Here is a 13,722-nt window from a genome sequence, read left to right as displayed (position 1 = left end):
CCAGAGATTCGACACGGCCGCGTGGTCGCCGAACGCCTTGCTCAGGCCGTGGACGGCGATCCCCGCGCCGGGCGCCCCCGAGGGCACCCGCGGATCGGGTGTGCCGTACGGCGGTTGCGCTGACGGTGCTGTCACGGATACGGACCCCCGCGTCGTCGAGAGGTGGGTGCGGCTCGTGCCGCGGTCGCCGTGAGCTTACGGGTCATCCGAGGAAGGGCAGGACGGCGTCGAGGAATTCGCGCGGGGCGTCGAGCTGGGGGCAGTGCCCGGCATCGGGAATGATCACGACTCGTCTCCTGCCGCCGGCCTGCACGCGCCGCGCGGCGTGAGCGGGTGTCAGCCGGTCGCGCGCACCCCACACCAACAGCGCCGGCATGTCGAGGGCGTGCACCATCTCCGGGATCGGCAGCCGGCCGAGTTCGCCGATGGCGTGCCGGCCGACCGTCAGCAGGGTGTCGACCTGCTCGCGCGTCGCGTAGTTCGCCGCGAACGCCGTGCGCACGGCCCGGTCGAAGGTGCCCCGTCGATGCACCGCCGCACGCCCGTACAGGGTGCCCATGACCTGCTGCATCACCGCGACGGGCAGCGGACGCAGCAACGCGCGCGACAGTTCGACCGGCATGCGTGCGCCGCGTGTCCACCACCGGGGGATCCCGGCGAGCCCCGGCATGTCGGCGAGCACCACACGGTCGACGCGGGACGGGTGGACGGAGGCGAACACCAGCGCCGTCACCGCACCGAGCGAGTTCCCGACCAGCGACACCGGCTCGGGCACGTCGTCGACGAGTTCGGCCACGATGTCGACGTAGTGGTCGAGCACCGGTGTCTCCCAGTGCTGCGCGCTGCGCCCGAAACCGGGCAGGTCGACCGTGAGCACCCGGTGACGCTCGGCGATCGCCGGTGCGACCTTGCACCACGTACCACCGTGGTCGGAGAAGCCGTGCAGCAGTACGACGGTGCGCGCTCCCGCACCGGACTCCCGGACGTACACCTTCCCGTCGGCGGACACCGTCAGTCCTTCGATACCGGAACCCCGGCGTCGAGGACCGGTGCCTCTCCGTTCACGGGGAGGACGGGACGGGCGGTGGGCCACGCGGGCGGGGGAGGGCCGAAGGCGTCGCGCGCGTGCTGGATCGTGCGCTTGCCCAGCGCGCGGTTACCCACACCACCGATGGCGGCACCGATACCCGCGGGCACGAGCTTGCCGATCAGCAACGGACTCCGCTTCGCGACGTACCGGCGGACGAACTTCTTGACCAACGAATTGTTCAGCGTCTTCAGCTGGGTGCCACCCGTGCCGGTGGTCAGTGCCTTGGGCCAGTTGCGCAGCGACGCGCCGGTCGCGGTCGCGACGATCTCCCGGCCGGCATCACCGAGGGAGACGGCGAGCACCAGCGCACGGCGCTGTTCGTGGTTGTGGGGTTCGATCCCGTGCACCGATGCGATGGCCAGGGTGAGCAGCGCGGACGCCTCGAAGAAGAAGGCCGTCTCGGCGCCCACCGCGCCGATGGCCGCGAGTGTCCCGACGCCGGGGAAGGCCGCGGTCGCACCTGCCGCCGACCCGCTGCCCGTGACGCTGAGCAGGAACTGCTTCTCGAGCCGCTCGATGATCTGCGCCGGGGACTCGTCGGGATGCGCGCGACGCATGAGATCGACGTACTTCGCCACCGCAGGTCCCTGCAGCTTCGCGCCGTTGTCCAGCATCTTGACGATGAAGGCCTCTGCGATGCCTGGTTTGCTGCTCATCGTGCCCCTGTTCTCCGGTGCTCTCGTCTTCCGGACTGCTCTCATTACGCTGGTGCCATGACCGGGTCCGCAGTCGGGGTGTCGGACGGCGCCAGGCGGCGTCCGGTGCCCCTGCTGACACCCTACGTACGGTCGTACGAGGGGTATCGGCTCGACGGTTTCCCGCCGGGGACCCACCTGGGTATGCCCTCTCCGGAGGTCACCGTAATCCTCACGATCTCCGAACCGGTCGAACTCTCCCCGGGCGACGGGCGGTCCCCGGAGCGTTTCGATGCTCTCGCCGGAGGTCTGTCGACGCGACCCGTGCCCATCGTCCACGACGGGCGCCAGCACGGAATGCAACTGTCCCTCACCCCGGCGGGTGCCCGCGCGCTGCTGGGTGTGCCCGCTGCCGCACTCGGCTCGTGGGCCGTCGATCTCGAGGACGTCATCGGTGCCGACGGGCGAGAGTTGTTCGACCGGATCTCCGCGTGCGTGTCCTGGGACGAGCGGTTCGCCGTCCTCGACCGGGTGCTCACGCGGCGCCTGATCTCTGCCCGGTCCACGGGTCCGGACGGGCACCTCGCGCACGCCTGGCACGTGCTGGTGTCCGATCCTGCCCGTCCGGTCCGTGCCGTCGCGGACGAACTCGGATGGAGCAGACGCCACCTCGCGAACCGGTGCACCGCCGAGTTCGGGCTGTCCCCGAAAGAGGTGGCCCGGGTGGCGCGGTTCGACCGGTCCCGGAAGATGCTGCGTGCCGATCCGACCCGGCGTCTGGCGGACATCGCCGTCGTCTGCGGCTTCTACGACCAAGCACATCTCGCCCGCGACTGGCGCGACCTGGCCGGCGTGCCGCCGTCGCGGTGGCTCGAGGACGAAGTGTTCCCATTCGTCCAAGACGACTGAGGTGGCGGCGCCGACACTGGACGGCATGACGAACACAACGAATTCCCCGCAGCAGTCGGCCACCGTCACACCCACCGTCGACTCGGTGTGGCCGTGCTTCGCCTACACCGACGCCCGGGGCGCGATCCGCTTCCTCGTGGACACCCTCGGGTTCGTCGGGACGGAGGTCTACGGGGAGGGCGAGCGCGTCGACCACGCAGCCCTGCTCTGGCCGTACGGCGGAGGCGTCATGCTCGGATCGACCGGTCGCGGGTCTCCGCTCGACCAGCACGCCGACACGGGTACCGCCTATCTCGTGCTTCCCGACGACGCCTCCGTCGACGCCCTGTACGGGAGGGTGCTCGCCTCGGCGCAGGCCGACGACCCGGCCGTTCGCGCGACCGTGACCGTCGAACTCCGCGACGAGGACTACGGCTCGCACGGGTTCACCTGCCGCGACCCTCACGGGGTGTACTGGAGCCTCGGCACCTATCGGCCGCGCCGGCCGTAGGAACCGTCGCAGGGATCAGCGGGCGATGGCGCCGTGCCCGTCGGGGACCACCTCGCTCGGGCGCGGCGGAGGCGGCGGCGTGCCGTCACCGAAAGGCCGCCCGCCGAGAGCCTCACGACCGTGCGGGTCGAGCCAGTTCGACAGGTCCGGCCCCTTCGGCACGATGCCGGTCGGATTCACGTCGGTGTGCACGAGGTAGTAGTGCTGCTTGATCTGCACGAAGTCGACGGTGTCGCCGAAACCGGGGGTCTGGAACAGGTCGCGCGCGTATGCCCACAGCGCCGGGAAGTCCACCAGCCGGTTCCGGTTGCACTTGAAGTGCCCGTAGTAGACGGGATCGAACCGGACGAGCGTGGTGAACAGGCGCACGTCGGCCTCGGTGATGCTCTCGCCCACGAGATAACGCCGTGCTCCGAGGCGTTCCTCGAGCCAGTCGAGTCGGGCGAACAGGCGGTCGAAGGCTTTGTCGTAGGACTCCTGCGAGCCGGCGAAACCGCACCGGTACACGCCGTTGTTGACGTCCCGGTAGACGAGTTCGGCCACTTCGTCGATCTCGTCCCGCAGATTCTCCGGATACAGATCCGGGGCGCCCTCACGGTGGAATTGCGTCCACTCGGTGGAGAAGTCGAGGGTGATCTGCGGATAGTCGTTCGTCACGACCTGCCCGGTGGGGACGTCGACGACTGCCGGGACGGTGATCCCGCGGTCGTATCCTGGGTAGCGGGCGAAATAGGCGTCCTGCAGTCGCGGGATCCGGAGGACGGGATCGACCCCGCCCGGGTCGAGATCGAACGTCCAGCTGCGCTCGTCGTGAGTCGGGCCGCACAATCCCAGCGACAGGGCGTCCTCGAGACCGAGCAGTCGCCGCACGATCAGGGTGCGGTTGGCCCACGGGCAGGCACGGGCGGCGACGAGCCGGTACCGCCCGGCCTCGACGGGATAGCCGTCGCGCCCGTCGGCGGTGATGCGGGTGGGGATGTAGTTGGTGTCACGGGTGAACTCCGCACCCGGCTCGACGTACTTGTTCTCGGTCACCTGCGCATCCTTCCGCACTGTCCTCATCGTCCGGGTGGTACCCGAACCGTCACGAGGGTTCCCCAGATGTCGTATCCCGACACCGCCGCGACGGTCCGGGCACCGCGGTTGTCGCGGCGCATGCGGGCGAGCGGCACGAGTCCCGCGTCGAGCGCATCGTGGGTCGCCAGCGTTGCGACGGTCGAGGCGAGACCCCGGCGACGCGCGGCGGGTGTCGTCAGCACCCGCACGTCGGCCAGCAGCGAGCCGAGTTCGCTGTAGGCGGCGGCAGCCAGGGGACGGTGGTCGTCGTCGAGCAGCACGAACACACGCGACGGTCCGCCCGGCGACAGTTCGGCCTCGGTGACGTCGTCGGGCGGGCAGCACCGCAGCAGTTCCGCGAGGTCTCCGGGATCGTCCGAGACGAGCGGGTTGTCGACGCGTGTCGCGTCGATCCAGTCGGTACACAGACCGAGGATCTCCGTGCGACCCGCGTGGCCGGAGACGACGACTTCGGCGTTCGGTGCGTCGAGTTCGGCGGGGTCGGGTTCGGCTGCGAGACGGGAGACCGCGGTATCGGGACCCACGATCGCCGTGGCGCGCCCCACGGCCAGCACCCGCACGTCGCGGACCGAGTCGTCGACCCGTGTGACGCAGGCGGGTTCGGCGAGGGCACCGTCGGGTAGGCCCAGCGCACGACACCACGCGAGGGCGGCGATGCTCGAGATGTGCGGGTCCACCCCGCTACCGTAGACCGCCGACGAGGGGAGAGTCCGGTGAGGGAGAACAGCGAGGTCGACACGCGCCGACGCGGGTCCGAGGTGGCGGTGGAGATGTCGGACGGTGCCCGCTGGGCGGCGTTGGGGGCACTGTGCCTGGGTTTTTTCATGATCCTGGTGGACAGCACCATCGTCGCCGTCGCCAACCCGGCGATCATGCGGACCTTCGGGGCCGACATCGCCGCCGTCGTGTGGGTCACGAGCGCGTATCTGCTCGCGTACGCGGTGCCGCTCCTCGTGACGGGCCGCCTCGGCGACCGCGTGGGGCAGCGACGGGTCTATCTCGCCGGGCTGGTGCTGTTCACGATCGCGTCCCTGTGGTGCGGTTTCTCGTCGACGATCGAGATGCTCATCGTCGCGAGGGTCTTCCAGGGTTTCGGCGCGGCGCTCATGTCGCCGCAGACCATGGCCGTGGTCACGCGGATCTTTCCGCGTGAGCGGCGCGGGACCGCGATGGGACTGTGGGGCGCAGTGGCCGGTGTCGCGACGCTGGTCGGCCCCTTGGTCGGCGGTGTCCTGATCGACGGCCTCGGCTGGGAGTGGATCTTCTTCGTGAACGTGCCCGTGGGAATCGTCGGGTTCGCGCTGGCCGTGCGGTACGTGCCCGTGCTGCCGACGAGTCCGCACCGGTTCGACGTGCTCGGGATGCTGCTCAGCGGCGCCGGTCTGTTCTGCCTCGTGTTCGGCATCCAGGAGGGAAACTCGTTCGAGTGGACCGCCCGGGTGTGGGTGCTGATCGTCGCGGGCATCGCGTTGCTCACCGTGTTCGTCGCGCAGCAGTCCCGCAACCGGGGTGAACCGCTCGTGCCGCTGTCGCTGTTCCACGACCGCAACTTCGGTCTCGCGAACATCGGCATCGCGACGATGGGTTTCGCCATCACCGGCGTCATGCTGCCCATCATGTTCTACGCCCAGTCGGTGCGTGGACTGAGTCCCACCGGTGCCGCGCTGCTCATGGTGCCGATGGCGGTGTTCAGCGGCGTGCTCGCGCCGCTCGTGGGCAGACTCGTCGACCGCCTCCACCCGCGATCGATCGCAGGCACCGGATTCTCGCTGCTCGTCGTCGGGCTGGGATGGCTCGCCTCGGCGATGACCCCCGACGCGGAGATCTGGCAGTTGCTGCTGCCGATCGCTCTGATCGGTATCGCGAACGCGGGGATCTGGTCTCCGCTGTCGGCCACCGCGACGAACGGGCTCGCGCCGAGCCGAGCGGGTGCGGGCTCCGGTGTGTACAACACGACGCGTCAGGTGGGCGCGGTGATAGGCAGTGCCGCTCTCGGCGCGATGATGGCGGCCCGGCTGTCGGCGAACGGCGTCGGCGGGGGCGGGGGTGCGTCGGAGACGGAGACGTCCGTCCTGCCCGAGCCGCTGCGTGCGCCGTTCGCCGCCGCGATGGCGGAATCGCTGTGGCTCCCCGCCGGTGTCCTCATCGTCGGGCTCGTGGCCGTACTGGCCTTCGACCGCCCCGCGAGTCAGAAGGAACAGCGAGCCCCGGAGGGCAGTTCGGCGCCGGCAACGGCCTGACGACAGTCCGCAGTACGGCTGACAGGTGTCCGTGACCCGCAGTTTCCTCACACGGCTGTGATCCGCGCCATATAGTGCAGGCACGCACGCCGGGTGGGAGGTGGCATGTCGGTGGCCGTAGTGGAGATTCCTGCAGGCAGCCGTTGGCTCCGGGACGATCGGATCACTCGCTGCGCGAGCGGCATCCTGCAATACGACGGCCTCGAGCCGTGCCTTGCGGAGTTGCTCGACCGGAGTGCGCTGCGTTTCGCCAACCGGATCGCCGTGGTCGACCGCTGCGGTCGCGCGCTCACCTACCGAGAACTGTGGGCCGCCGCCGCCCGCGTCGCCGGTGGCCTCCTCGACCAGGGTGTCGGTCCCGCCGACCGCGTGGTGGTGAACCAGCCGAACAGCATCCGCTGGCTCGTCGGTTTCCTCGGAGTGGTCCTCGCCGGCGGCGTCCCTGTGCTCCCCGCCCCGAGCTGCAGCGCGGAGGAGGCGGCGGAGATCGAAGTCCACAGCGGTGCCGTCCTGACCCTGGATTCGGACCTCCCCGACGGCGTCGCTTTCCTCGACGGCGGGGCCTCGCCGGACGAACTCGCGGTGCTCTACTACGTGCGCGTCGCCGGTGGTGCCCTGCGTGGCGTCGAACTGACCAACACCAACGTGCTGTCGACGATCGAAGCCGTCGCACACGCGATGGACCTCGTCGGCGACGGCGTCCGGACCGTGCTGACGGCTCCGCTGTCCACGGCGGTCGGATGCAGCGTCCAGTTGCTGCCCACGCTCGCGTTCGGCGGCACCGTGATGCTCTCGGGGTCCCGGGTGATCCGCGCGCCGTGGCGGCACCTGCGCGCGGCCTTCCCCACTTCGCGCTGCGTGCGGGGCTGGGGGGTCGCCGAGACGGGCGGGATCGGTCTGCTGCTGCCCTCGGAGCATCGCTCCCGTCATCCCCGCAGCATCGGAGTGCCGTTCGGCGGGATCGAGGTCGCGCTGCTCGGACCCGACGCCGAGAACGGCGTCGGCGAACTGCTCTGTCGCGGGCCGAGCGTGGCCCGGAGGTACTGGCGCGAACCGTGCGCGACGGCCGACGCGTTCAGGGAGGACGGCTGGTTCCGCACGGGGGATCAGGTGCGCATCGACGACGAGGGCTTCGTCGATCAGCTCGCTGTCCGGGTGTCGTGACTACTGGAACACGTTCTCGTCCGGTATACAGCCTGTAACCGGGATGATCCGGCGTTTTCCGTAGTGGAGAGGTATGTCCATGTCCGATGTAGTCCTGCTCGAACGACGCGATCGTGTTCTCGTCATCACCATCGACCGGCCCGACGCACGCAATGCGGTCAACGCCGCGGTGAGTCACGCCCTCGCCGAGGCGGTCGACGAACTCGACAGCGACGACTCCCTGTCGGTGGGTGTACTCACCGGTGCCGGCGGCACCTTCTGTGCAGGTATGGACCTCAAGGCATTCGTCGCGGGCGAGAACGTGGTCGTACCGGGCAAGGGCCTCGGGTTCACGGAAGCGCCTCCGCGCAAGCCGCTGATCTCGGCGGTCGAGGGGTTCGCGCTCGCCGGTGGAACCGAACTCGTCCTGGCCACCGACCTCGTCGTCGCGGCGAAGGACGCGAAGTTCGGCATTCCGGAGGTCAAGCGCGGCCTGGTCGCCGGTGGTGGTGGCCTGCTGCGCCTGCCGTCGCGCATCCCCTACCAGAAGGCACTCGAGCTCGCGCTCACCGGGGATGCGTTCACCGCCGAGGAAGGCTACGGCTACGGTTTCGTCAATCGCCTCACCGAACCCGGCGGGGCACTCGAGGGCGCACTCGAGCTGGCCGAGCGCATCACGGCGAACGGACCGCTCGCCGTGGCGGCGACCAAGGAGATCATCGTCCGCTCGGCCGACTGGTCGCGCGAAGAGGCGTTCGCGAAGCAGATGGAGATCATGGCGCCCGTGTTCTCCTCGGAGGACGCGCGTGAAGGTGCCACGGCCTTCGCCGAGAAGCGGCCTCCCGTGTGGAAGGGTCGCTGAGCGGTCGCACTCGCGAGGGCGACGGAACGAGAGATGGTGAGGATCAGGTGACCGACGGTTTCGCCGAATTGCACGTGCACATCGAGGGCACGCTCGAACCCGAGCTGATCCTCGCCCTCGCCGAGCGGAACCGCGTCGCTCTGCCGTATCGGGATCTCGACGACCTCCGCAGTCGGTACGAGTTCACCGATCTGCAGTCGTTCCTCGACCTCTACTACGCGAACATGGAGGTCCTGCTTACCGCGCAGGACTTCGCCGACCTCGCCCGCGCCTATTTCGCACGTGCGGCGCGGGCGGGTGTCACCCGCGCGGAGTTCTTCTTCGATCCCCAGGCCCACACCTCGCGCGGTGTCGCGCTGCCCGAGGTCGTGGCCGGGCTCGCCGACGCGGTCGCCGGTGCTCGCCGGGAATTCGGGATCGATGCGGCGATGATCGCGTCGATCGTGCGCGATCGTCCGGTGCCCGAAGCGCACGAGGTGTTCGGTGAACTGCTGCGTCTCGGCGCGCCGATCATCGGGCTCGGCCTGGACTCGGCAGAGGTCGGCCACCCACCCTCGCTGTTCGAGGACGTCTTCGCGCGGGCGCGGGCCGAAGGGCTGCACATCACGGCGCATGCGGGGGAGGAGGGTCCCCCGGAATACGTCCGGCAGGCACTCGACCTGCTCGGTGCCGAACGCATCGACCACGGCATCCGCTCCCTCGAGGATCCCGAACTCGTCGCGCGCCTGGTCGACGAGAGCATCCCGATCACGGTCTGCCCCTTCTCGAATGTCCGCCTGCGCGTGGTGGACACCCTCGCCGAGCATCCGCTGCGCCGGATGCTCGAGGCCGGTCTGTCGGTGAGCGTGCACTCGGACGATCCCGCCTATTTCGGCGGTTACGTCGACGACAACTTCGCGGGTCTGAAGGACCAGCTCGGTCTCACCGATGCCGAACGGGATGTGCTGCAGCGCAATTCGTGGGATGCCGCCTTCCTCTGAGTCCGCCGGAGGTCATTCGCCCAGGACCCGGTGCAGATACGGGTTGGTGAAGGTGCGGTGCGGATCGACGCGATCGCGCACGGCGAGGAAGTCGTCGAACCGGGGATAGAGTGCGCGCAGATCGCCGGCGGTCAGGGAATGAAGCTTGCCCCAGTGCGGACGTCCTTGTGCGGCACGCAGGATCGGCTCGACACCGTCGAAATAGGGTCCGTGGTCGCGCCGGTGGTACTGGTGCACGGCCACGTATGCGGTGTCGCGGCCGTGCGCGGTGGACAACCACACGTCGTCGGCCCGCGAGAACCGCACCTCCACCGGGAAGCCGATGCGAACATCGTTGCGCTGCAACCACGCATCGATCTCGCGCAGAACCTCCGGGAGGTGATCGACGGGTATCGCGTACTCCATCTCCCGGAACCGCACCCGCCGTTCGGAGGCGAACACCCGGTAGCTGCGGTCGACGAACGTGCGCGGCGAGAGCGCCCGCGACGCCACCCGGTTCAGGGCCGGGATGGTGGCAGGAGCACGCGTTCCGATCTGCTGGAAGAGCGCGAACACCCCGTTGGAGAGCAGTTCGTCGTCGAGGAGGGTGCGCACCCGCCCGACCGGCTGTACCGGTTCCGCACCGGGGAGACGGGTGTTGCGTTTGACGAGCACGCCGTCCGTGTGCGGAAACCAGTAGAACTCGAAATGGTCTACGCCGTCCCGTAGTTCGTCCAGGGCGTCGAGCGTCGCCCGGAGCGACGAGGGTGCTTCCTCTGCCCGGAGGCGGAAGGCGGGAACGCAATCGAGCGTGACGGTCGCGAGGACACCGAGTGCGCCGAGTCCGAGACGCGCGGCCTCGAACAGGCCGGCTTCGTGTTCGGGGGAGCAGTCGACGATCCGGCCGTCGGCCAGCACGATCGTCGCACGGCACACGGCCGCCGCGAGTCCTCGGAAGGCCGTACCGGTGCCGTGGGTGCCGGTGGAGATCGCGCCGGCGACGGACTGGACGTCGATGTCGCCGAGGTTGGGGACGGCGAGGTCCTGTGCCCACAGCAGGTCGCTCAGATCGCGCAGTCGCGTCCCCGCCCGCACCGTCGCACGTGCGCCGGCCGGCGACCGTTCCACCGAGACGAGGCCCGACATCCGGTCGAGTGAGATCAGCGTGCCGTCGGTGACGGCCGCACCGGTGAACGAGTGCCCGGCACCCACGGCCTTGACGTGTTCGCCCTGGTCGGAGGCGCGGCCGACGATGCGCGCGAGGTCGTCGACGGTGTCGGGGGTCTCGAAACGACGGGGCGTCGCACTCGCGGTGCGAGCCCAGTTGTGCCAGGTGGACATGCCCCATCTTCGACCTGGACAACCGTCCAAGTCAACACCTGGTCGGAAACAGTTCCCGCCCTCTACGATCGGGGCATGTCGAATCGGTTGCCTGCCGACGAGCGCCGCACCCAACTCGTGGCCGCGGCACTGGAACTGGCAGAGGGCGGGGGAGTCGGAGCCGTCACGGTCCGTGCCGTCGCCGAGAAGGCCGGAGTGTCACTGGGCGTCGTCCACTACTGTTTCGACAGCAAGGAAGCCCTCGTCGTGGCGATGGCGAACGCCGTCATCGGCGAACTCGCCGGGGCCATGCAGGCCGCGTTCGGCGTGCCGGCGGGCGGGCAGCAGACCGGCGGTGTCGACTGTCTGCGTTCGATGCTCCACACCGGTCTCCGGGCGATGTGGTCGGCGATCGAGTCCACGCCGGGATTGCAGACCCTCACCTACGAGATCACGACCTACTCCCTCCGGCACCGCACCGACGGAAGTCCCGTCAGCGGGGACATCGCCGTGCAGCAGTACCGGCTGATGGACGAGCAGGCCCACCTGTTCCTCGACAGTTGCGCCGAGCAGTGCGGTGTCGAATGGTCGCTGCCCACCGCGACGGTCGCGCGACTGTCACTGGCGCTGCTCGACGGAGTCGTGCTCCGCTGGCTCGTGGATCGCGACGGCGACTCGACGGCAGCCGAACTGGGAATCATCGCCGACATCATCGCGAGCCGTGCCGTAGAACGTTCCTGACCCCGACCGCCCCCGACCCGATCGCACCGAAGGGACCGCCCGTGCTCCGTGCTGCTTCCGTCCCCGACAACGTCCTCGACCGGGTGCAGGCTGCCACGGCCGACCTCGACCCGCCGTTCGCCGCCGTCGACCTGCCCACCCTGCGGCGCAACGCCGACGACCTGATCCGCCGCGCGAACGGTGTGCCCGTGCGGGTGGCGAGCAAGTCGGTGCGCTGTCGTGCCGTCCTCGCCGAGGTCCTCGGCCCGGAACTGACCACCCGCGGCGGTTTTCGCGGCATCATGGCGTACTCGCTACGGGAAGCGCTGTGGCTCGTCGAGCATGGAGCGCGCGACATCCTGATGGGCTACCCCACGGTCGACCGGGCGGCGCTCGGGAAGTTCGCGGTGTCGCCGGACGCGGTGCAGGCGATCACGCTCATGGTCGATTCGGCCGAGCACCTCGACATCATCCGTACCGCCTTGGGGAAGAACACTTTCCGGGCGAAGGTCTGCCTGGACGTCGATGCGTCGTTGCGGGTGGGTCCGCTCCATCTCGGTGTGCGCCGTTCTCCGCTGCGCGACCCGGAGGCAGCCGCCGGCCTGGCCCGTCGCGCCGACGCCGCCGGATTCGACGTCGTCGGAGTGATGTTCTACGAGGCCCAGATCGCGGGCCTGCCCGACTCGTCGCTGCCGGTACGGCTCGTCAAGGGACTGTCGGCGCGGGAGCTCTCCTCGCGCCGCCGTGCTGTGGTGGAGGCCGTGCGTGCGGTCGTGGGTGACCTCGAACTGGTCAACGGTGGCGGAACCGGCTCGCTCGAGGTGACCACCGCCGATCGTGTCGTCACCGAGGCCACCGCGGGTTCGGGCCTGTACGTGCCCACCCTGTTCGACGGCTACCGGGCGTTCACCCCGAACCCGTCGATGTTCTTCGCGCTGCCTGCCGTACGCAAACCGTCACCGTCGATCACGACGTTGTTCGGCGGCGGGTACATCGCGTCCGGCCCGACCGGCGCCTCGCGGGTGCCGCGCCCCGTCCGTCCTGCGGGACTGAAGCTGCTGGGGACGGAAGGCGCCGGCGAGGTGCAGACCCCGGTGCGCGGTCGCGCTGCCGCCTCGATCCCCGTCGGGGGACGGGTGTGGTTCCGCCACGCGAAGGCGGGAGAACTGTGCGAGAGGTTCGACCGGGTGTACCTCGTCGACGAGAACGGACGCACCGAGGTTCCCACCTACCGTGGTGAGGGCGGCTGCTGGTGACCTTCCGTCTCCGGCCACAATGAGTTCATGCCGTTGACGTTCTTCCCCGGGTCGGTCGGCCGGGTCCACTGGCGGTGCCGGACCGTCGACGACGCGAGAGCCGGTGTCGTGTTCGCGCACGGCTTCGGGCAGCACACCGGGCACTACCACCGTTTCGCCTCCGGCCTCGCCGCCCACGGCATCGCGTGGTGGGGACTCGACCTCGCCGGACACGGGCTCTCCGAAGGAGAACCCGGCTCACCGGGCAACGTCGAGTTCCACGCCGAGGACTTCGGCGTGCTCACCGGCCTCGCCGCCGAGTCCGGTCTGCCGCTGGTGGCGATGGGCCATTCGCTCGGGGCGGCGACGGTCCTGACGGCGCTGGATGCCGATCCCTCCGGTGGTACCCGCCTCGCGGGCGTCGTGCTGTGCGGTACGCCGCGCACCGCGGCCCTGCCGGAGACGGCCGAAGCGCTCCGCGCGCGCGACCTGCCGGTCCTGCTGGTCCACGGCGTCGACGACCGGCTGGCCCCCGTCGACCCGGTACGCGAGTGGGCGTCGTCGGTGCCCCGGGCACAGTGGTGCGAATATCCCGATGCCGGGCACGACCTGTTGCACGAACCCGTGCATCGCAGGGTGACCTCGGATGTTGCCGCGTTCGTGGGCGACCTGGCCGGCCGGATTCCCCGATTCCCCGAGAAACGACAGGGCCCCTCGCGGTGACGAGGGGCCCGGTCGTCGGTGTGGAGCCTCAGTTGTAGATCGCTGCGATCTCGGCGCCGTGCTTGTCGTGGATGATGTTCCTCTTGAGCTTGAGCGTCGGGGTCAGCTCGCCGCTCTCGATGCTGAAATCGGTCTCGAGGATGCGGTACTTGCGGATCGCCTCTGCCTTCGAGACCTTCTTGTTGGTCTCGGCAACCGCCTCGTCGATCTCGGCGATCAGGTCGGGGTTCTTGATCAGATCGGCGACCGTGGTCTCCGCCGGCAGACCGTGCCGCTCGAGCCAGCCCGGCAGTGCCTCCGGGTCGAGGGTGATCAGCGC

At 69.6% G+C, this 13,722-nt stretch carries 14 protein-coding genes and 1 pseudogene; 9 read left to right on the top strand and 6 right to left on the bottom strand.

What is annotated here, in order from left to right; all coding sequences use genetic code 11:
- Positions 1-202 precede the first annotated feature (202 nt).
- Positions 203-1,009 carry an alpha/beta fold hydrolase gene (locus R1101_RS0106820; RefSeq protein ID WP_016932711.1) on the bottom strand — a complete coding sequence of 269 codons (807 nt, stop codon included), beginning with the start codon at positions 1,007-1,009 and terminating at the stop codon, positions 203-205.
- A 2-nt stretch (positions 1,010-1,011) separates the two neighbouring features.
- The gene (locus R1101_RS0106815; protein WP_016932710.1) at positions 1,012-1,746 is read right to left on the bottom strand and encodes a hypothetical protein; all 735 of its coding nucleotides are present in this window, start codon (positions 1,744-1,746) and stop codon (positions 1,012-1,014) included.
- Between the two features lie 57 nt (positions 1,747-1,803).
- On the opposite strand from R1101_RS0106815, the gene R1101_RS0106810 reads away from it, so the two are divergent.
- Together R1101_RS0106810 and R1101_RS0106805 are read left to right on the top strand one after the other, a co-directional pair.
- On the top strand, positions 1,804-2,634 hold the full coding sequence (locus R1101_RS0106810) for an AraC family transcriptional regulator (RefSeq protein ID WP_016932709.1): 831 nt from the start codon (positions 1,804-1,806) through the stop codon (positions 2,632-2,634).
- A gap of 25 nt (positions 2,635-2,659) precedes the next feature.
- Positions 2,660-3,124, top strand: coding sequence for a VOC family protein (locus R1101_RS0106805; RefSeq protein ID WP_037222362.1), 465 nt, complete (start codon positions 2,660-2,662; stop codon positions 3,122-3,124).
- Between the two features lie 15 nt (positions 3,125-3,139).
- On the opposite strand, the gene R1101_RS0106800 is transcribed toward R1101_RS0106805, so the two are convergent.
- On the bottom strand, positions 3,140-4,186 hold the full coding sequence (locus R1101_RS0106800) for a glutathione S-transferase family protein (RefSeq protein ID WP_037222356.1): 1,047 nt from the start codon (positions 4,184-4,186) through the stop codon (positions 3,140-3,142).
- Positions 4,183-4,878, bottom strand: a complete 696-nt coding sequence (locus tag R1101_RS0106795; RefSeq protein WP_016932706.1) for a GNAT family N-acetyltransferase — start codon at positions 4,876-4,878, stop codon at positions 4,183-4,185. Before R1101_RS0106795 ends, R1101_RS0106800 begins: the two co-directional genes overlap by 4 nt.
- Before the next feature lie 93 nt (positions 4,879-4,971).
- Here R1101_RS0106795 and R1101_RS0106790 point away from each other — a divergent pair, with 93 nt between their 5' ends.
- The 4 genes from R1101_RS0106790 to R1101_RS0106775 all read left to right on the top strand — a co-directional run bounded on the left by R1101_RS0106790 (position 4,972) and on the right by R1101_RS0106775 (position 9,426).
- Positions 4,972-6,441: a DHA2 family efflux MFS transporter permease subunit gene (locus R1101_RS0106790; RefSeq protein WP_037222359.1), complete on the top strand. Its 1,470-nt coding sequence runs from the start codon at positions 4,972-4,974 to the stop codon at positions 6,439-6,441.
- Between the two features lie 120 nt (positions 6,442-6,561).
- Positions 6,562-7,605: a class I adenylate-forming enzyme family protein gene (locus R1101_RS0106785; protein ID WP_016932704.1), complete on the top strand. Its 1,044-nt coding sequence runs from the start codon at positions 6,562-6,564 to the stop codon at positions 7,603-7,605.
- A gap of 79 nt (positions 7,606-7,684) precedes the next feature.
- Positions 7,685-8,446, top strand: a complete 762-nt coding sequence (locus R1101_RS0106780) for a crotonase/enoyl-CoA hydratase family protein (RefSeq protein WP_026002969.1) — start codon at positions 7,685-7,687, stop codon at positions 8,444-8,446.
- 47 nt (positions 8,447-8,493) lie between these two features.
- A complete protein-coding gene (locus R1101_RS0106775) occupies positions 8,494-9,426 on the top strand; it encodes an adenosine deaminase (RefSeq protein ID WP_016932702.1) in 933 nt (310 codons plus the stop codon).
- A 12-nt stretch (positions 9,427-9,438) separates the two neighbouring features.
- Here R1101_RS0106775 and R1101_RS0106770 read toward each other — a convergent pair whose 3' ends face one another.
- Complete coding sequence (locus tag R1101_RS0106770) at positions 9,439-10,746, bottom strand: D-arabinono-1,4-lactone oxidase (RefSeq protein WP_016932701.1); 1,308 nt, start codon at positions 10,744-10,746, stop codon at positions 9,439-9,441.
- Positions 10,747-10,821: 75 nt separating this feature from the next.
- Between R1101_RS0106770 and R1101_RS0106765 the strand changes: the two genes are divergently transcribed.
- From R1101_RS0106765 to R1101_RS0106755, 3 genes are read left to right on the top strand one after another with little or no spacing between them, the layout of a single operon-like run.
- The gene (locus R1101_RS0106765) at positions 10,822-11,466 is read left to right on the top strand and encodes a TetR/AcrR family transcriptional regulator (RefSeq protein ID WP_016932700.1); all 645 of its coding nucleotides are present in this window, start codon (positions 10,822-10,824) and stop codon (positions 11,464-11,466) included.
- Between the two features lie 41 nt (positions 11,467-11,507).
- Positions 11,508-12,701, top strand: a complete 1,194-nt coding sequence (locus tag R1101_RS0106760) for an alanine racemase (protein ID WP_026002968.1) — start codon at positions 11,508-11,510, stop codon at positions 12,699-12,701.
- Between the two features lie 27 nt (positions 12,702-12,728).
- Complete coding sequence (locus tag R1101_RS0106755; RefSeq protein WP_016932696.1) at positions 12,729-13,403, top strand: alpha/beta hydrolase; 675 nt, start codon at positions 12,729-12,731, stop codon at positions 13,401-13,403.
- Positions 13,404-13,431: 28 nt separating this feature from the next.
- Here R1101_RS0106755 and R1101_RS26025 read toward each other — a convergent pair.
- Positions 13,432-13,722, bottom strand: a pseudogene (locus tag R1101_RS26025) (long-chain fatty acid--CoA ligase); the annotation flags it as partial.

The sequence above is a fragment of the Rhodococcus sp. R1101 genome (genome assembly GCF_000278445.1).
Lineage (GTDB): Bacteria > Actinomycetota > Actinomycetes > Mycobacteriales > Mycobacteriaceae > Rhodococcus > Rhodococcus gordoniae.
The sequence above is the reverse complement of the archived record's forward strand: the minus strand, read 5'-3'. Positions and strand labels throughout refer to the sequence as shown.